At 68.9% G+C, this 18,806-nt stretch carries 16 protein-coding genes; 13 read left to right on the top strand and 3 right to left on the bottom strand.

Going from position 1 to position 18,806, the window contains the following annotated elements:
• Positions 1-71: 71 nt before the first annotated feature.
• The gene (gene acs, locus AB0H42_RS09515; protein WP_357052365.1) at positions 72-2,027 is read right to left on the bottom strand and encodes an acetate--CoA ligase; all 1,956 of its coding nucleotides are present in this window, start codon (positions 2,025-2,027) and stop codon (positions 72-74) included.
• A 340-nt stretch (positions 2,028-2,367) separates the two neighbouring features.
• Between acs and AB0H42_RS09510 the strand changes: the two genes are divergently transcribed.
• The 5 genes from AB0H42_RS09510 to AB0H42_RS09490 all read left to right on the top strand — a co-directional run bounded on the left by AB0H42_RS09510 (position 2,368) and on the right by AB0H42_RS09490 (position 8,378).
• Positions 2,368-3,918, top strand: coding sequence for an ABC transporter substrate-binding protein (locus tag AB0H42_RS09510; RefSeq protein WP_357052815.1), 1,551 nt, complete (start codon positions 2,368-2,370; stop codon positions 3,916-3,918).
• A 40-nt stretch (positions 3,919-3,958) separates the two neighbouring features.
• Positions 3,959-4,885: an ABC transporter permease gene (locus tag AB0H42_RS09505; protein ID WP_063125523.1), complete on the top strand. Its 927-nt coding sequence runs from the start codon at positions 3,959-3,961 to the stop codon at positions 4,883-4,885.
• A 14-nt stretch (positions 4,886-4,899) separates the two neighbouring features.
• Entirely contained in the window at positions 4,900-5,862 is a 963-nt protein-coding gene (locus AB0H42_RS09500; protein ID WP_357052361.1) for an ABC transporter permease, read from the top strand.
• Between the two features lie 37 nt (positions 5,863-5,899).
• Positions 5,900-7,543 carry an ABC transporter ATP-binding protein gene (locus tag AB0H42_RS09495; protein WP_357052358.1) on the top strand — a complete coding sequence of 548 codons (1,644 nt, stop codon included), beginning with the start codon at positions 5,900-5,902 and terminating at the stop codon, positions 7,541-7,543.
• An 88-nt stretch (positions 7,544-7,631) separates the two neighbouring features.
• Positions 7,632-8,378, top strand: coding sequence for an oxidoreductase (locus AB0H42_RS09490; protein WP_357052355.1), 747 nt, complete (start codon positions 7,632-7,634; stop codon positions 8,376-8,378).
• A 456-nt stretch (positions 8,379-8,834) separates the two neighbouring features.
• On the opposite strand, the gene AB0H42_RS09485 is transcribed toward AB0H42_RS09490, so the two are convergent.
• Positions 8,835-9,668, bottom strand: coding sequence for an HAD-IB family hydrolase (locus tag AB0H42_RS09485; RefSeq protein WP_357052352.1), 834 nt, complete (start codon positions 9,666-9,668; stop codon positions 8,835-8,837).
• 365 nt (positions 9,669-10,033) lie between these two features.
• Between AB0H42_RS09485 and ssd the strand changes: the two genes are divergently transcribed.
• The 7 genes from ssd to AB0H42_RS09450 all read left to right on the top strand — a co-directional run bounded on the left by ssd (position 10,034) and on the right by AB0H42_RS09450 (position 15,109).
• Positions 10,034-11,140, top strand: a complete 1,107-nt coding sequence (ssd, locus tag AB0H42_RS09480) for a septum site-determining protein Ssd (protein WP_357052349.1) — start codon at positions 10,034-10,036, stop codon at positions 11,138-11,140.
• Positions 11,137-12,336 (top strand): TadA family conjugal transfer-associated ATPase, encoded by a 1,200-nt coding sequence (locus AB0H42_RS09475; RefSeq protein ID WP_357052345.1) that lies wholly within the window; start codon positions 11,137-11,139, stop codon positions 12,334-12,336. The genes ssd and AB0H42_RS09475 overlap by 4 nt, the downstream gene beginning before the upstream one ends.
• Complete coding sequence (locus AB0H42_RS09470; protein WP_357052812.1) at positions 12,336-13,157, top strand: hypothetical protein; 822 nt, start codon at positions 12,336-12,338, stop codon at positions 13,155-13,157. The genes AB0H42_RS09475 and AB0H42_RS09470 overlap by 1 nt, the downstream gene beginning before the upstream one ends.
• Before the next feature lie 181 nt (positions 13,158-13,338).
• Positions 13,339-13,935 (top strand): type II secretion system F family protein, encoded by a 597-nt coding sequence (locus AB0H42_RS09465; RefSeq protein WP_357052342.1) that lies wholly within the window; start codon positions 13,339-13,341, stop codon positions 13,933-13,935.
• Positions 13,936-14,052: 117 nt separating this feature from the next.
• Positions 14,053-14,253, top strand: coding sequence for a DUF4244 domain-containing protein (locus AB0H42_RS09460; protein WP_357052809.1), 201 nt, complete (start codon positions 14,053-14,055; stop codon positions 14,251-14,253).
• A 92-nt stretch (positions 14,254-14,345) separates the two neighbouring features.
• On the top strand, positions 14,346-14,660 hold the full coding sequence (locus AB0H42_RS09455) for a TadE family type IV pilus minor pilin (protein ID WP_357052339.1): 315 nt from the start codon (positions 14,346-14,348) through the stop codon (positions 14,658-14,660).
• Positions 14,657-15,109, top strand: a complete 453-nt coding sequence (locus AB0H42_RS09450; protein WP_357052336.1) for an Rv3654c family TadE-like protein — start codon at positions 14,657-14,659, stop codon at positions 15,107-15,109. Before AB0H42_RS09455 ends, AB0H42_RS09450 begins: the two co-directional genes overlap by 4 nt.
• A 211-nt stretch (positions 15,110-15,320) precedes the next feature.
• Here AB0H42_RS09450 and AB0H42_RS09445 read toward each other — a convergent pair whose 3' ends face one another.
• Positions 15,321-17,684 (bottom strand): DEAD/DEAH box helicase, encoded by a 2,364-nt coding sequence (locus AB0H42_RS09445; RefSeq protein ID WP_357052333.1) that lies wholly within the window; start codon positions 17,682-17,684, stop codon positions 15,321-15,323.
• 432 nt (positions 17,685-18,116) lie between these two features.
• Here AB0H42_RS09445 and AB0H42_RS09440 point away from each other — a divergent pair, with 432 nt between their 5' ends.
• Positions 18,117-18,323 (top strand): cold-shock protein, encoded by a 207-nt coding sequence (locus AB0H42_RS09440; RefSeq protein WP_011206895.1) that lies wholly within the window; start codon positions 18,117-18,119, stop codon positions 18,321-18,323.
• The last annotated feature ends 483 nt before the right edge of the window (positions 18,324-18,806 follow it).

The following is an 18,806-nucleotide window of genomic DNA, read 5'->3' as shown; positions in this document are numbered from 1 at the left end:
GCCGGCCACGGAAGCCGACCGGCCGGAGAAGGCCGTAGGTTCGCGTGGGCGGGCGCCCGGATCGGTTTCGGTCAGTCGGCCCGGCCGGCCCGGATGGATTCGAAGACCTGCGGATCGACCAAGGTCGAGGTGTCACCGAGTTCCCGGCCCTCGGCCACATCGCGCAGCAGCCGCCGCATGATCTTGCCGCTGCGTGTCTTCGGCAGTTCGGGCACCACATGGATCTCGCGCGGGCGGGCGATCGGACTGATCTCGCGGGCCACCTCGGCCTTGAGTTCGTCGACCATCGCGGTCCCGGTATCGGTGGCCTCGGCGGTGAGGATCACGAAGGCCACGATGCCCTGACCGGTCGTCTCGTCGCTGGCGCCGACCACCGCCGCCTCCGCCACACCGGAGTGCCCGACCAGCGCCGATTCCACTTCGGCGGTGGAGATGCGATGACCGGAAACATTCATCACATCGTCGACCCGGCCCAGTACCCAGAGGTCGCCGTTGACATCGAGTTTGGCGCCGTCGCCGGCGAAGTACCAGCCCTGGTCGGCGAAACGATCCCAGTAGGTGGCCCGGTACCGCTCCATATCGCCCCAGATACCCCGCAGCATCGACGGCCACGGCTGGTCCAGGACCAGATATCCGTTGGCTTCGGTCTCGCCGCGCCGCACGGTCTTGCCCTCTTCGTCGACCACCGTGGCCGAGACACCGGGCACGGGGGTCATGGCGGCGCCCGGTTTGGTCGCGGTGATACCGGGCAGCGGCGAGATCATGATGGCGCCGGTTTCGGTCTGCCACCAGGTGTCCACGATCGGGGCGGTGCCGGAGCCGATCACGTCCCGGTACCAGCGCCAGGCCTCCGGGTTGATGGGTTCGCCGACCGACCCGAGCACGCGGATGCTGGACAGATCGTGCGCGTCAGGGATCTGGCGGCCCCATTTCATGAAGGTGCGCACCAGCGTCGGCGCCGTGTAGTAGATCGTGACGCCGTACTTCTCGATGATCTGCCAGTGCCGGTGCTCGTCGGGGAAATTCGGCGTGCCCTCGTAGAGCACCTGGGTGGCGCCGTTGGCCAGCGGGCCGTAGACGATATAGCTGTGCCCGGTCACCCAGCCCACATCGGCGGTGCACCAGTACACATCGGTTTCGGGTTTGTGGTCGAAGACCACCCGGTGGGTGTAGCTGGTCTGAGTGAGGTAGCCGCCGCTGGTGTGCAGGATGCCCTTGGGTTTACCCGTGGTCCCCGACGTGTACAGGATGAACAGGGGATGTTCGGCGTCGAAGGCCTTCGCCTCGTGCACCGGATCGGCCTGCGCGACCGTCTCGTGCCACCACAGGTCGCGGCCCTCGGTCCACTCGACCTCGGTGCCGACCCGGCGGACCACCAGGACGTGTTCGACGCTGGAGGGCACATCGCCCTTGGCGAGCAGTGCCTCGTCGACGGCTTCTTTCAGCGGTGCGGGATTACCGCGTCGCCACTGACCGTCGACGGTGATGACCAGGCGCGCTTCGGCGTCGTCGATCCGCTGGCGCAGCGCGGTGGGCGAGAAACCGGCGAAGACCAGCGAATGCGGCAGCCCGAGACGGGCACAGGCCAGCATCGCCACGATGGTCTCGGGGATCATCGGCATATAGATCGCGACCCGGTCGCCCGCGGTCAGCCCGAGTTCGGTCAGGTAGTTGGCGGCCCGGCTCACCTCGGTGAGCAGATCGGAATAGGTGATGGTGCGGGAATCGCCCGGCTCGCCCTCCCAATGCAGCGCGACCTTGTCGCCGCGCCCCTCCAGCACATGGCGGTCCACGCAGTTGTAGGCGACATTGAGCCGGCCGCCGACGAACCATTTCGCGACCGGTGCGTCGGTCCAGTCGAGTACCTGGTTCCACCGCTCGTGCCAGTGCAGGCGGTCGGCCTGCTCGGCCCAGAACGCTTCGCGGTCCTGCGCAGCCCGCTCGTAGATACCGGCATCGACATTCGCCGCGGCAGCGAACTCCGCACTCGGCGGGTAGGCGTCCGGGTGATCGGCGGTTTCGGTCATCTGAGTCACTTCCTTCGCGTTACCTGCACCATAAGGGGCCATATGTGACCCTAGACTCTCGCTCCGGCCCGTCGAGGTGATCCCGGGACGAATGGTCGCCGGTGCCCGGTGAGCGGCAGTCGGCGGCCGACGAACGGCCGCCCCGCGGCGCGGTCCCGGCGGTCGCGCCGTCGATACGAGAGTTCACGAACCCGGCAGGAACGCGCAACGGGCCCTATAGTCTGCTGACAACTCTGCGGGGTGCCGAGGCCGTGGTCGTGACGAGCCGGGAGGGCGTGTGAGGGGATCGTCGTGGGTGCTGCGGGCGGCCGCCCTGGTACTCGTTCTGGTCGGCGCGACGGTGCTTCCGGCCTGCACGGTGACACCGGCTCTCGGTGAAGCGATCGCGGTCAACGGTTCCGAACCACAGAACCCGCTGGTCCCCTCGAATACCAACGAGAACGGCGGCGGGCGCATCGTGGACCGGTTGTTCGCCGGACTGCGCCGCATCGCGGCGGACGGCAGTCTGCACGACGAGGTCGCCGAATCCATCGAGACCACCGATCAGCAGTTCTACCGGATCCGGCTGAAACCCGGCTGGACGTTCTCCGACGGTTCCCCGGTGACCGCGCATTCGTTCGTCGACGCCTGGAACTACGGCGCCCTGATCACCAATGCGCAGCTGCAGAGCTACACCTATGCGCCGATCGCCGGGTTCGAGGATGTACAGGCCGACCCGCCCCGGGCGCGGACCATGTCGGGGCTGCGGGTTCTCGACGATCTCACCTTCACCGTCGCCCTGAAAGAGCCCACCATCGACTTCCGGACCCGGCTGGCCTATGCCCCGTTCTATCCGTTGCCCGCGGCGGCGTACCCGGATATGGAAGCGTTCGGGCAGCGACCGATCGGTAACGGGCCGTACCGCTTCGCGGCCGCCGACGCGTGGCAGCACGACGTGAAACTGGACCTGGTGCCCAACGAGAGCTACCGGGGTGGGCGTCCGGCCCGTAACAAGGGCCTGACCTTCGTGTTCTATTCGGACTTCGACGCCGCCTACGCCGATCTGCTGGCCGGCAACCTCGATGTGCTGGATACGGTCCCCTCCAGCGCGCTGACCGTGGTGGACGACGATCTGGGGGAGCGGGCGGTCTCGGCCCCGACCGCGCAGAACCAGTGGATCGGGACCCAGCCGGGTCTACCGCATTTCGGCGGAGAGGAAGGCCGGCTGCGCCGGCACGCGCTCTCCATGGCCATCCAGCGGCAGGCAATCGGCGACAAAATCTTCCGGGGCACCCGCGCCCCCGCCCGTGACTACACCTCCCGGGTGCTCCCGGGCTACGACGGTGATCTGCCGGGTGCGCAGCTGCTGGACTACAACCCCGACGAGGCGCGCCGGCTGTGGGCGCAGGCCGACGAGATCGCACCGTGGTCCGGGCGTTTCGAGATCGCCTACAACGCCGACGGCGACCATCAGGCGTGGGTGGACGCGGTCGCCAACAGCATCAAGAACACCCTCGGTATCGAAGCCGTGGGCGCGGCCCTGCCGACGTTCAAACAACTGCGCGATCAGATCACCACGCGGACCGTCGGCAAAGCGTTCCGGTCGGGCTGGCAGGGCGACTATCCGACCATGCTGCAGTTCCTGGAACCGGGCTTCCTGAGCAACTCCGAGACCAACGATTTCGACTACCACAACCCGGAATTCGACGCGCTCGTCGCGGCCGCCGAGGCGGCGTCCACCGAGGCCGAGTCGTGGGCGCTGGTGAGCCGCGCGCAGACGCTGCTGTTGCGCGATATGCCGACCATCCCGATCTTCGACTACGTCAACTCGGCCGGGTACTCCGAGCGGGTGCGCGGTGTGGTCTTCGGCTGGAACGGCCTGGCCGATTTCGAGAACATCGAGCTGATATGACCGCCGCCCGCGAATCCTCGCCCCGACCGCAGGAGTGCCCATGGCGTGGTATGTAGTGCGGCGGCTGCTGCAGATGATCCCGGTGTTCTTCGGCGCGACCCTGCTCATCTACTTCCTGATCTACAAGATCTCCGGCGGCTCGGTCGCCGCGCTGGCCGGTGACCGCACCCTCACGCCCGCGCTGGAGGCGCAGCTGAAGGCGCGCTACCACCTCGACCGCTCCTTCCTGGTGCAGTACTTCTACTACCTGAAGGGCATCTTCACCTTCGATCTCGGCACCACGTTCTCCGGGCGTTCGGTGAAGGACGAACTGGCCCGCGCCTTTCCGATCACCATCCGGCTCACGTTGCTGGCGCTGCTGTTCGAGGCAGTGTTCGGCGTGCTGTTCGGGACGCTGGCCGGGCTGCGCAAGGGCAAGCTGTTCGACTCCACCATGCTGGTGCTGAGCCTGGTGGTGATCGCGGTGCCGGTGTTCGTCCTCGGTTTCCTGGCGCAGTACCTGCTGGGCGTCGAATGGGGGATCGCGCCGGTTACCGTCGGTGCCGATGCGAGCTGGGGTCGCTTGATCGTGCCGGCGCTGGTGCTCGGCTCGTTGTCCTTCGCCTATGTACTGCGGCTGACCCGCAACGCCGTGGCCGAGAACCGGGACGCCGACTATGTGCGTACCGCCACCGCCAAGGGCCTGCCGCGACGCCGGGTGGTCCGGGTGCACATCCTGCGCAATTCGCTCATCCCGGTGGTCACCTTCCTGGGCGCCGATCTGGGCGCGCTGATGGGCGGCGCGATCGTGACCGAGGGCATCTTCAACATCCCGGGCGTCGGCGGCACCCTCTATCAGGCGGTCGTCCGGGGGGAAGCCCCGACGGTGGTCTCGTTCGTCACGGTCCTGATCGTGGTGTTCCTGCTCGCCAACTTGCTGGTGGACCTGCTGTACGCCGTGCTCGATCCGCGGATTCGCTATGCCTGAACAGGAGTGCGGTCATGTCCGATGAGAAGCCGGCCCGCCCGATCAGGCCCGACCGGCAACGCTGGGTCGCCGCGGCGGACGTCGTCACCGTCGAAACCACCGATCGAGTGCGGGTGGCGGGCGCGCCGCGGGGATTCTGGGGGCAGGCCTGGCACGGTCTGCGCCGCAATCCGCTGTTCCTGGTCTCGATGGCGCTCATCGCCCTGGTCCTGGTGGTCGCGGTCTTTCCGGGGCTGTTCACCGATCAGGACCCGCGCTACTGCGTGGTCGACAACAGTCTGCTGCCGCCCAGTTCGGCGCACTGGTTCGGATTCGACCTGCAGGGCTGTGATATCTATTCCCGTACCGTCTACGGGGCGCGGGCCTCGGTTCTCGTCGGGGTCGGCGCGGCGCTGCTGTTCGTGCTGATCGGCGCGACGCTCGGCGCGCTGGCCGGTTACTACGGCGGCCTGCTCGATTCGGTGATATCCCGGATTTCCGAGATCGTGTACGCCGTCCCGCTGATGCTCGCCGCCATCGTGCTGATGCAGCTGTCGACCACGCGCACGGTAGGGCTGGTGATCGTCACCCTCGCCGGTTTCACCTGGCCGCAGGCGGCCCGGATCGCCCGCGGCGCGGTGATCGCCGCGAAGAACAGCGAATACGTACTGGCGGCCCGGGCGCTCGGCGTCTCCCGCCTCGGCATCCTGGTCCGGCACGTGCTCCCGAACTCGCTGGGCCCGGTGATCGTGGTGACCGCGATCTGGCTCGGGGTCTTCATCGTCACCGAGGCCACACTGTCGTTCCTGGGTGTCGGCCTGCCGCCCACCGAGGTCTCCTGGGGTGCCGATATCGCCACCGGTCAGCAGCAGTTGCGCGGCGGTTCGCTGATCCTGTTCTATCCGGCCACCGCGCTGGCGCTGACGGTTCTCGGTTTCATCATGCTCGGTGACGCACTCGGCGACGCCCTGGATCCGAAAGGCCGGGCGTCGAGGTGACCACTGTGGGCGAGCGGATTCGAGGCGGGGAGCAGATATGACCGACGACGCCCGGGCGGAGCGTCCGCTGCTGCGGATCCGGGATCTGCGGATCGCGTTCGGAGACGGGGACAACCGGGTGGACGCGGTACGCGGCGTCGACCTCACGGTGTACCCCGGGGAGACGGTGGCCATCGTCGGCGAGAGCGGTTCCGGGAAATCGACCACCGCGCACGCGATCATCGGCCTGCTCCCGCGCGCCGGCCGGATCGTCGCGGGCAGTATCGAATTCGACGGCACGGAACTGACCGGTGCGGCCGAATCACGACTGGTGGAGGTGCGGGGTACGAGAATCGGTTTCGTTCCGCAGGACCCGATGTCGAACCTCGATCCGGTGCACAAGATCGGATTCCAGATCCGGGAAACCCTCGCGGCCAACGGTATCGCCCGCGGCCGCGCCGCCCGGGATCAGGCGGTGGAACTACTGCGCTCCGCGGGGATACCGGACCCGGAGCAGCGGGTCGACCAGTACCCGCACGAATTGTCCGGCGGCCTGCGGCAGCGCGCGTTGATCGCGATGGCGTTGTCGGGACGCCCCGGGCTCCTGATCGCCGACGAACCCACCTCCGCTCTCGATGTCACCGTGCAGCGCCGGATCCTCGACCATATCGACAGCCTCACCGGCCGATTCGGGACCGCGATGTTGCTCATCACCCATGATCTCGGCCTGGCCGCCGAACGCGCCGAACACCTGGTGGTGATGTATCGCGGCCGGGTGGTGGAGTCGGGGCCCGCACTGGAACTGTTGCGTGACCCGCGGCACGAGTACACCCGCAAACTGGTCGAATCGGCGCCGTCCCTGGCGTCCGCCCGACGGCCGGAGCGAGTTCGCGAACTCGCCACCGGGGATGCCGTCCTGGTGGCCGACCGGCTCACCAAGAGCTATCGGGCCCGTGGTTCGGTGCCGTGGCGATCCGGAGAATCCGTGGCTGTCGAGGAAGTTTCGTTCACGCTGCACCGCGGGCGCACCACCGCGCTGGTCGGGGAGTCGGGGTCCGGCAAGTCCACGGTCGCGCAACTGGTACTCGGTCTGCTCGAACCCAGCTCCGGGTCGGTCGTCTTCGACGGCGGGGATATCGGCCGCCTGAAGGGGCGTGAGCAGACCCGGTTCCGCCGCCGGGTGCAACCGATCTTCCAGAACCCATACGCCTCGCTGGACCCCCTGTACTCGATCCATCGTTGTATCGACGAACCGCTGCGAACCCACGGGATCGGCACCCGCGCCGAACGGCAGAGCCGGGTCCGCGAACTGCTGGAACACGTCGCGCTGCCCAGTAGCGTGCTGGACCGCTATCCCGAGGAGCTCTCCGGCGGCCAGCGGCAGCGCGTCGCCATCGCGCGCGCCTTGGCCCTGAAACCCGAACTACTGGTCTGCGACGAAGCGGTCTCGGCGCTCGACGTCCTGGTCCAGCAGAACATCCTCGATCTGCTCACCCGGCTCCAAGACGAACTGGGCCTGACCTATCTGTTCATCACCCACGATCTGGCGGTGGTCCGTCAGCTCGCCGACGAGGTCCTGGTGATGCACCGGGGCCGAATCGTCGAAGCGGCGCCGGTCGGGGAGATCTTCGAATCCCCGCGCGAGGAGTACACCCGCCGCCTGCTCGAGGCCATCCCCGGCCGGGAACTGCTCACCGGCTGAAGCGGGCCGCTACCGCCGCCGGCGAGGCGGTTCTCGCCTGCGGGGCCGGCGCTCGAGCCGTGATCCGGCGGCGGTAGCGTGCTGATCCGTGACCGATCCGCTCGCGCCGCTCATCGAACTGCCCGGGGTCCGGGCCGCCGCCGACAAGGCCCGTGACGCGCTGGCCGAGGTCCACCGGCACCGGGCGAACCGCCGCGGCTGGGCCACCACCGCCGCCGAGGCCTCGGTGCGCGCCGCCCGCTCGTCGGCGGCGCTGGCCGGCGGCAGTACGGAGTTGCCGGCCGACGGCGCGATCAGCGACCCGATCCTGACCGGTGCGTTGCGGGTGGGGCAGGCACTCGACGGCGACGCGCTGCGCAACCTGGTCGGCATCTGGGAACGCGCGCCGCTGCAGGCACTGGCCCGGTTGCATCTGCTGGCGGCCGCCGACCTGGTCGCCGAGGAGAACGAATTGGGTCGTCCGCGGGCCGACGGCGGCGTCGCCGGGCGCCTGGACGTGCTGGCGCAGACGCTGCTCACCACCTCCGCGCCCGCACCGGTCACCGCGGCCGTGGTGCACGGTGAGCTGCTGACCCTGAAACCGTTCGGTTCGGCCGACGGACTGGTCGCGCGGGCCGCCTCCCGGCTGGTGACGGTGGCCAGTGGGCTCGACCCTCGCTCGCTCGGCGTGCCCGAGGTGTTCTGGCTGCGCCGGCGCCAGGCCTATCTGGACGCGGCGGCCGGATTCGGGTCGGGCACCGCCGAGGGCGTCGGCGGCTGGGTGCTTTTCTGCTGCGGCGCGCTCGAGGACGGCGCGCGCGAAGCGACATCGATAGCGGACGCCGCTGCCGGCTGATCAGGGCGCATGCGCCCGCGGGTAGATCTGCCTCGAACGTCAAAGCGGGCGGCTTGGTCGTGCGACCTCACCGCCCGCGAGCACGGACTACCTGGTTACCATGCGTGCTGAATTGGGTTGTGTTCTCCGGCCTCGGCGTTCCTCCGGGCTCCGCAGCAGCTCATCCCCGCAGCTATGCGAGGCCATCGCCGGCAACGGACCGGATTTCGCAGGCCCACAACGCTTCTGCCCTTGTAGCGGCGAGCTCCGCGTGGGTACCGGGCGTCCGTGCTGGGAAGGGTGGGTCGGGAGACTGAGCCTTCTCTTCCGGCTCCGCCTTGGCCTTCCTTCCTTCCGTGCCTCCATTTTTACACTGTGACTGCACTCACATCAAGGGCTGACGCAACTTCGTGGAACAAATGGAAATCGGGCACAACGGTCGGAGTCTTATGCTATAAGTCCAGGTCGTGAGGATGTTCATCGTCGTCGCAGCAGTCGGTAGGTCACTGCTCCCGCGACAAGCGCACTGACCGCGACGGCGAGTCCCGTGGCCACGGTTTTCGACGGCGACTGAAAGCGTGACCACAGTGAGACCGGGTTGGAGAAGCCGAGTACGGGCCAGCCCCGGTTCGTCGCCTCGCGGCGCAGACCGCGGTCGGGGTTGACCGCGGTGGGGTGCCCGACCGCGGTCAGCATCGGCAGATCGGTGATCGAATCGGAATACGCGTAGCAGCGCGTGAGGTCGTAACCCTCAGCCGCGGCGAGCTTCTCGATCGCGGTGACCTTTCCTTCGCCGTAGCAGTAGAAATCGACCGCACCGGTGTACTTGCCGTCCACGACCTCCATCCGGGTCGCGGCGGTATGGGTGGCGCCCAGCGCTTCGGCGATCGGGGCCACCACTTCCTCACCCGAGGCGGAGACGATCACCACGTCGTGTCCGCGAATGCGGTGGTCGGCGATGAGGTCGACGGCCTCCGCGTAGATCAGCGGGTCCACCAGCTCGTGCAGGGTCTCCGCCACGATCGACCGGATCTGGGCGACATCCCAGCCGGCGACCATATCGGTGAGGTGCGCCCGCATCCGCTCCATCTGATCGTGGTCGGCGCCGGAGAGCAGGAACAAGAAGTGGGCGTAACTGCTCTCCAGTACGGCCCGTCGGTTGATCAGGCCCTGGTCGAAAAACGGTTTGCTGAACACGTAAGTGCTCGATCTGGCTATCACCGTCTTGTCCAGATCGAAGAAGGCGGCGATGCGGCCGTTCTCGTGGTGCCGATCGCCGGGAGATGGTGTCGTTTCACCGGAGCCCGTCACCCGATCCAGGATAGGCATCAGCGCGTCGCGTGTCGTGCCCGCTATGCGCCTGTATACGGACTGACCAGCGGTTTTCCCACCCGGAGGGGAGTGAGGGTGGCCTGTGCAACTTCTTTGTCGTCGGGCTTGCGTTCCGGCCCGTTCTTGGGTGTAGTATTGCTGGCACCTGGACATGTTCCAGGCGTGTTCAGCCCGACCCCCCGGGGCTGAACCCCGACGGCCCCAGCCTCCTCCCCCCCCGGCTGGGGCCGTCCTCTATCCAGGGGACGATCGCCGGCTCCGAAAAGTTCTCCACAGCCCGCGAGTTGTCCACAATCGCCGCAGCCACCGGTTCCAGCAGGTCCGAACGGGCCAGGCTGGGGTCCATGGATCACGACGCGACGCCCACCGCCGGGGAGCCACCCGCGGTGCTGGTGCTCATCCGGGACGACCGGTTACGCGAGGAAGTGCGCCGGGTCGCCGCCGCGGCCGGCCGGCGAATCGACGAAGCCGAGGCGCCGGCCGGCAGGCATCCCTGGTCGGCGGCACCACTCGTGGTACTCGACACCGAGGCCGCCGTGGTGTCCGCGAGCACGGCGCCCCCGCGGCGCAGCGGCGTGGTCACCGTCACCGACGGTGAACCCGGACTGGCCGACTGGCAGGCGGCCGCGGTGCTCGGCGCCGAACGGGTGATCGCGCTCCCGGCCGCCGCGGTAGAGCTCATCGAGAAATTCGCCGAATACGGAGAACAGCGCACCGACGGCGGAGTCGTGATCGCCCTGGCCGGCGCGGGCGGCGGCGCCGGGGCGTCCGTCCTCGCCGCCGCGACCGCGCTGCGCTCGGCCACCGCCGGGTTCCGGCCGCATACGGTGCTGGTCGACGGCGCGCCCCGCGGCGGCGGCCTCGATCTGCTGCTCGGCATCGAGGGCGCGCCGGGCCTGCGCTGGCCGGATCTGGTCGTGGACGACGGCCGGGTCGCCGCCGCGGAACTGCACAATGCGCTCCCAGCCGCGGGCGGCGGGCTGTCGGTGCTGTCCAGCGGCCGAGGCCGGGGCCGGACCGGTCCTATCGGCGCGGCCGCCGTGCACGCTGTCGTCGAAGCCGCCCGGGGCGCGGGCGATCTCGTGGTGTGCGATATCTCCAGCGAGCGCGGTTCGCATACGGACCGGATACTCGATGCCGCCGATCTCGTGGTGCTCGTCGTGCCCGCGCAGTTGCGCGCGGTGGCGGCAGCCGGTGCCGCGGCGGAATGGATCGCGCAGCGCAACCCCAACCGCGGCCTGGTGGTGCGCGGTCCGGCGCCCGGCAACCTGCGTGGCCACGATATCGCCGCCGTGCTGGAACTGCCGCTGCTGGCTGCGGTCCGGGCGCAACCGGGTCTGGCCGCGCGGCTCGAACGCCGGGGTCTGCGGTTACGGCGCGGGCCCTTGCGGGACGCCTGCGATGCGGTACTGGCGGTGCTGAGCCCACCCGATTCGCGGCGGGCCGGATGAGCGCCGGAACCGAACACCCGGGGGTGGTGACGACCGAACTGCTGGAACGGGTTCGGGAACGGCTGGCCGGAGACCGCGCGGAGCCCGAACCCGCACGGGTCGCAGCGGCCATCCGCGCCGAAGCCGGCGGCATGCTGGGGGATACCGATCTGCTGCGCGCCCTGCGGCTGCTACAGACCGAACTCACCGGAGCAGGCGTGCTCGAACCGCTACTGCACGATCCCGCGGTCGCCGATGTGCTGGTCACCGCTCCGGACGCGGTGTGGATCGATCGGGGCCGCGGGGTCGAACGGACATCGATGACCTTTCCCGACGAAGCCGCCGTCCGGCGGCTGGCGCAGCGCCTGGCCCTCTCGGCGGGTCGTCGCCTCGACGATGCCCAGCCGTGGGTCGACGGGCAGCTGTCCGGCCGGGAACTGGTACTGGGGCAGAGCTTCGGTGTCCGGCTGCACGCCGTGCTCGCCCCCGTCGCTCGCGGCGGCACCTGCCTGTCGCTCCGGATCCTGCGTCCGGCGACCCAGGGTCTGGATGCGCTCTCCCGATCCGGCGCGGTGCCGTCCGGCGCGAAAGTTCTGCTGCAACAGATTGTTCGCGCTCGTCTGGCCTTCCTCGTGGTCGGGGGCACCGGTGCGGGGAAGACCACCTTGCTCTCCGCACTGCTCGCCGAGGTGGACCAGAAAGAGCGCATCATCTGTGTCGAGGACGCGGCCGAACTCGCACCGCCGCATCCGCATGTGGTCCGGCTGGTGGCCCGGCCGCCCAATATCGAAGGGGCGGGGGAGATCACGTTGCGTGATCTGGTCCGGCAGGCCTTGCGTATGCGTCCCGATCGCATAGTGGTCGGCGAAGTGCGCGGTGCGGAGGTCGTCGACCTGCTCACCGCGTTGAACACCGGGCACGACGGCGGTGCGGGAACGATCCACGCCAACTCGATCCGGGAGGTGACCGCGCGGCTCGAGGCGCTGGCCGGGCTGGGCGGGATGGATCGGCCGGCGCTACACAGTCAATTGGCCGCTGCCGTGCACGTGGTACTGCACGTCCGGCGGCGAGCCGACGGGTTCCGGTATCTCGCGGAAATCGGGGTGGTGCAGCGGGACAACGCCGGCTGGGTGGAGATCCGCCCGGCATGGCGCGCGGCCGGTCCGGCACCCGCCGCCGGGGTGCTGCACGCCGTACTCGCGGAACGGGCCGGGTGATGTTCCCGGTCGTGATAGCAGTCGGCCCTGTCGCGGCGGCACTGGGATGTACTGCTCTGGCGCTGTTGTTCGTACCGGGTCACGCGGGCAGGCGGCGATTCGGCAGGGTGTTCGAAGCCCGTACGGCCCCGGCCCTTCCGATGCGGTGGTTGGTTCGCGGGGCAGGTGGTATCGGATGTGTGTCGGCGTTCGCGCTGGGGAGCGGCAGCCTGTTGGCCGCGCTGCTCGTCGCGGGCACTGTCGCGGTGCGGCTGCGCCGCTCCCGTCGGGCTCGTCTGCACCGCATCGAGTGCGAGCACCTCCTCGACGGGCTCGAGGCCGTGGTCTCCGAACTGCGGGTGGGCGCGCACCCGAGTGCCGCGGCCGCAGCCGCCGCCCGGGAGAGCGGCGGTGTCGCGGCGGCGGCCTTCGCGGTCGGTTCGGCGCGCAGCAGGCTGGGTGGGTCCGGTGCGGAGGGATTGCTCCGTCCCGATTCGGTGATCGCCGCCGAACTGGGCCGCGTGGCCGATGCCTGGCAGGTCGCCGAGCGGCACGGTCTGGCTCTGGCCGAACTCCTGGCGGCGGCCCGCGCCGATCTCGCCGCCCGGATGAGATTTCGGACCCGGACCGACGCTTCGCTGGCCGGTGCTCGCGCCACCGCGGCGATTCTGGCGGTGCTACCGGTGCTGGGTATCGGTCTGGGGCAGTTGATGGGTGCCCATCCGCTCCAGGTGCTGTTCGTCGCCCCGGCGGGCCGCTTTCTCCTGCCACTCGGCGCCGGCCTGGCCTGTGCCGGGCTGCTCTGGGCGGACGAGATCACCAGGAGGGTGGCCCCGCGGTGAACCCGGACATGCCGCCGACTCCATCCGACGTGCCGCCACGTGGTCCTTCTTCCGGCGGGGACGCCCCGGTATGCGAAGTGGCGACTCGGGCAGATGTACCGAATCCGATTCGGCGGACACGGACTGCGCGGATCGATGTCCGCCTGGTCGTCCTCATCGAACGCCACCGAAAGGAAAAGCGATGGCGATCCATGGCTGGCCGTTCCTCCTGCTGTCGGCAGCAATACTGCTGGTACCGGCCCCGGCTCCGGCGGTTGCCCGGTTGAGCCCCGGCATACCTCCCCGGCGGGTGCGATCCCGGAAACCCGTCGCGGCCACCGATCCGGTCGCGATCGCGACGCTGTTCGATCTGCTGGCCGCCTGTCTACGGGCTGGTTTGCCGACCGCCGCCGCGCTGCGTGCGGTCGCGCCGGCCGCAGCCGATTCGCTGTCGGATCGGCTGCAACGGGTGGCCGATCTGCTCGCCCTCGGTGCCGACCCGGCCGTGGCGTGGGCTCCCGCCGAGGCCGGCGGCCCGAGCGCTCCCGAATTCGACGCGCTCGCCCGGCTGGCGCGGCGCTCGGCCCGCTCGGGTTCGTCACTGGCCGCGGCCATCGGCGAACTCGCCGAGGAGCGCCGCACCCTGGTGGAGGAAGCGGCGACCGCGCGGGCCGAACGGGCCGGCGTCCTGATCGGCGGACCCTTGGGCCTGTGCTTCCTACCGGCGTTCATCTGCCTCGGCATAGTGCCGGTGATCATCGGCTTGGCGGGTGGGGTGCTCGGCGGGGGCCTGCTGTGACTCCGCGGCCGGCGGCGGATATCGAGATGTGCTCGTACGGAACGGCTGTGCGAGCCGAGGAGAGAGGGGGTCGGGATGCTGATGAGCCGAACGACGATGTGGAACGCACGGGATCTGATGCGAGGAGCATGGCGAAGGGCGAACAACCGGCTGCTGCGCGTGGTGTCGGAGGAGGAGGGGATGAGCACCGTCGAATACGCGATCGGGACCATAGCCGCGGCCGCTTTCGGCGCGGTGTTGTACACCGTGGTGACCGGCGAGAGCATCCCCGACGCGCTGACCGGGATCATCGAGAAGGCGCTGAACACCAGCGTCTGAGGTATCCGGTCGGTTCACCGGGCGGCGTCGCCGTCGACGGCAAGAGGGCCGTCGGTGCGTTCCGGCGCCCGGTGACCGGCGAGACCGGGTCGGTGACCGTCGAAGCGGCGATTGCACTCGCCGCGATCGCCGCGACCGCCGCGTTATGCGTCGGCGCGGTACTCGCGGCGGTGACCCAGGTGCGGTGTGTGGATGCCGCGCGTGAGGCGGCCCGGTTGGCGGCCCGTGGCGATCGCGGTGCCGCGGAGGTCGCCGCGCGCCGGGTAGCGCCGGAGGGGGCGGAGATCTCGGTGCGCTACGAGGGCGGTCGGGTGATCGCCGTCGTAGCGTCCGATACTCCGCTGTTACCCGTTCTCCGGCTGCACGCCGAGGCGGTGGCCGCGACCGAGCCGGATCCGGGTCCGTGAGCCACCGAGGCCGAACGTCGCCGACTCGGTGTGCGGGCTGCGTGCGTGCGGAACGGGCGGCTCGGCCCCCGAGTATTGGGTATCGGGCACGGCATCCGGCAGGAGAGGAGGGCTCAGCGACGGTCACGGCATGTCTGGCGCTGGCGGGCTTGGTCGTGGTGACCGTGCTCGTCGTCCAGTTCGGTGGGGTGGTCGTGGCGCGGCACCGGGCGCAGGCCGCGGCGGATCTCGCCGCCCTGGCCGCCGCGGGGGAACTGTGGAATGGCGCGGAAGCCGGATGTGCGGCGGCGGAATCACTCGGCCGGCGAATGGCGGCTCATCTCGCACGGTGCGAGATAGACGGCTGGGATGCCGTGATCACGGTCGAAGAAAAAGTACCGTTGGGTCCGTTCGGGACGCGGAGTATACGAGCGGTTGCGCGAGCCGGGCCGGTCGGAGAAGCGACGTGATCGGCCTATACCGAATTTTGTTAACGAAGAATTCGGTATTCACTTAGCGACGGCAATTAATGGTCCGTTACTCGCATTCATCTTTTGTTCCGGAATTGATACGAAAGGGGTCTCTGTAGCTACCGACCGGTCCTTTAGCAACAATACAGTTAATATGATGCTTATCCTTTAAATTCGACGGCCTGACCGGCGTTACTGCGGCCGCTCCGGCTCACCCGGCAACGTCGTGACGCTCCCGGCCCGTCAGCTCGGTGAGAATCGCGTTCAACAACCGGATCGCCCCGGCTTTCTCCAGGGGATCGTTGCCGTTCCCGCACTTGGGCGACTGCACGCAGGATGGGCACCCACTACGGCAGGAACACGCCTCGACCGCCGCGAGGGTGGCGGCGAGCCAGCGCCGCAGCATCGTGTAGCCGCGCTCGGCGAACCCCGCCCCGCCGGGCTGCCCGTCGTAGACGAAAACCGTAGGCAGACCGGTATCGGCGTGCTGAGCTGTGGAAACCCCGCCGATATCCCATCGGTCACAGGTCGCCACCAGCGGCAACAGTCCGATCGCCGCGTGTTCGGCGGCATGCAACGCGCCAGGTACCGCCGCGGCGTCGATCCCGGCTCGGTCCAGCAGTTCCGGCGTCACGGTGTAGAGCACGGCGGTGGTGGGCAGAGTCTGCTCGGGCAGGTCGAGTTCAACCAGGTCGAGGACCTCCCCGGTGACCAGGGTGCGCAGGTAGCCCACCACCTGACTGCGTACCGTCACGTCCGCGAAAGCCGCGGTGACCTCGCCGGAGGTCGTGCTCTCACGCACCGCGTCCAGCGTGAGGGAGGTGATCCGGCGGGCGCTGGTGGTCCAGCCCGGGGCATCGGCGCGGACCAGGGCGGCACCGCCATCGAGGTCCAGTTCCTCGACCACATAGCTCTCGCCCTGGTGCAGGTGGACGGCACCTTCGTGCAGGGTGGCCGGGGCCCTTCCGGCGTCCGCCGTGCCGAGGAAGCGTCCCGTCTCGGCCACCACGATCGCGACCTGGGTGCCGATGCCGCCGCGGACGTCGACCTGGTCGTGCGGCGGTTCGGCGCCCGTATAGAACCACCGGCTACCGCCCTCGGCTTCTCGTCGCCGGACAAGCCCCTGACCTGCTAATTCCGTAAGTAATCCGGGGGCGCCGAATGCTCGGGCCTCCGTGTCGGCGATGGGCAATTCCATGGCCGCGCAGAGTAGTTGCGGACCGAGTACATACGGGTTCGAGGGATCGATGATGCTCGCTTCCACCGGGCGGTCCAGCAGGGCTTCGGGATGGTGCACGAGATAGGTGTCCAGGGGGTCGTCGCGGGCCACCAGCAGGGCCAGTGCGCCTTGCGTCCGGCGTCCGGCCCGGCCGATCTGCTGGCGGAACGAGGCGACCGTGCCGGGAAATCCGGCCAGGACCACGGCGTCCAGCCCGGCGATGTCCACCCCGAGTTCCAGGGCATTCGTGGTCGCCACGGCCAGCAGGGACCCGTTCGAGAGCCCGGCTTCCAAGGCCCGCCGGTCCTCGGGTAGATATCCACCGCGGTAGGCGGCGACACGGTCTGTCAGGTCGGGGTCGATTTCGGTGAGGCGCTGCCGGGTGTGGACGGCGATCAGCTCGGCTGCCCGGCGCGACCGCGCGAAGGTCAGCGTCCGCGCTCCCTCCAGGACCAGGTCGGCGGTGATACGGGCCGCCTCTGTGGTGGCGCCGAGCCGGACAGGCGCACCGTTCTCCCCGGTCACTGCGGTGAGCAGCGGCGGTTCCCAGAACGCGACGGTGCGCGGCCCGCGCGGCGACCCGTCCTCGGTCACCGCCACGCAGTCGGCGCCGACCAGCCTGGACGCTGCCGCGGCCGGTTCGGCGGCCGTCGCGGAGCAGAGGACGAAGACCGGATCGGCGCCGTAGTGGGCCGCCAGCCGGCGCAGTCGGCGCAAAATCAGTGCCACATGGGAACCGAACAGTCCCCGGTAGGCGTGGCACTCGTCGACCACCACATAGCGCAGCTGACGGAAGAAGCGTGACCAGCTGCGATGCGAGCGCAGCAGGCTCAGGTGCAGCATGTCCGGGTTGGTGAACAACCAGCGGGCCTCGGCGCGCACCCACTGCCGGATCTCGGTGGGGGTGTCGCCGTCGTAGGCGGCGACGGGAATCCGGCGCAGGGATCCGTGCCGGGTGAGTTCACCGACCATTCGAAGCTGATCGGCGCCCAGTGCCTTGGTCGGGGCGAGGTACAGCGTGGTCGCCCGCTGGTCCTCGTGCAGTGCGGTGAGAACGGGGAGCTGGTAGCCGAGCGATTTTCCGGACGCCGTCCCGGTCGCCACCACCACGTGCTGTCCACGGGCGGCATGGTCGGCGGTGGCCGCCTGGTGACTCCACGGCGCCTCGATACCTTCCGCGCGCAGCGCGTTCACGACTTCCGGCGCCGACCAGGCCGGCCAATCGGCCGGTGTGGCGGCCCGGCCGGGTACCTCGGCGATATGGGTCAGACGCGAATCAGTGGCCGGAACGCCATCGAGGACACGATTCAGCAACGATCGCCCATAGGACTGATCGGTCCGGGTCTCTCGGGTCATGCCTGGGCGCCTTCCGGGTCTTCGGACAATGTGAAACACCACCGTCCGCCTCGTGTCACCTGCGGGTTCGATACCCAATAGCGATCTGGGTCACAACCGGGTACGCGGTCCGGACGCTGGTTATCGGAAGGCAAACATACCGGAGGTTCGGAATCGGGCGGCCTATCCCTTACCCCCGCATTCGCGAGATCATTTTTTTTGCAAATTGTCGGTAACTCCGCTGTTGAATTTCCCAAAGACATGGTTCACTGGTTCTCGGTCGCAAGCTTCTGTGTTCGAGGGACGGATGCAAAGTCCTAACCCTGGCAGGATCGATGTTGCGAATGGCATACGTTGGCCCCCATAGGAGTCCAGAGTAGCGCCGACCGCAACAGGCCCGGTGGACGAAACCCAGTTGTCCGCCGTTCCGAGTAAGAAAAGAGAAGGAACAGAATGGCACAGGGAACTGTGAAGTGGTTCAACGCGGAGAAGGGCTTCGGCTTCATCGCGCCCGAAGACGGTTCTGCGGACGTCTTCGTCCACTATTCCGAGATCCAGGGTTCGGGTTTCCGTACCCTCGAAGAAAATCAGAAGGTCGAGTTCGAGGTTGGCCAGGGCACCAAGGGCCCCCAGGCCACCGGAGTTCGCGCGCTCAGCTGAGCGAGTCCACCTCCCAGTCCGTCCCTCGCCTCCCGTAACGGGAGCGAGGGACGAACTATATGTGGAGTATGCGTACCTCCGCGTTCGCTCCGGCCGTGCGCTCTTTGCGTACCTCCGCGTTCGCTCCGGCCGTGCGCTCTTTGCGTACCTCCGCGTTCGCTCCGGCCGTGCGCTCTTTGCGTACCTCCGCATTCGCTCCGGCCGTGCGCTCTTTGCGTACCTCCGCGTTCGCTCCGGCCGTGCGCTCTTTGCGTACCTCCGCATTCGCTCCGGCCGTGCGTTCGTTGGCATCGGCTCCCGTCGTGCGATCGAACGACCCCCGGGTAGACGCTTCGTTCGTGAGTCCAGGCGGCCCCCGGGTGGACGCCGCGCCGGTATGTCTATCGCCCGGCGGCCCGTCCGCCGTGCGCGTTCGGCATATCAGCGCAGCCGAACCGGGGCGACATCCGTGTGACGGTGCGTCCGCTGAACCCGCGCTCTCCG

This window comes from Nocardia sp. NPDC050799 (genome assembly GCF_040654015.1).
In the GTDB taxonomy this organism is placed as follows: Bacteria; Actinomycetota; Actinomycetes; order Mycobacteriales; family Mycobacteriaceae; genus Nocardia.
This window is presented reverse-complemented; position numbering and strand designations above follow the sequence as displayed.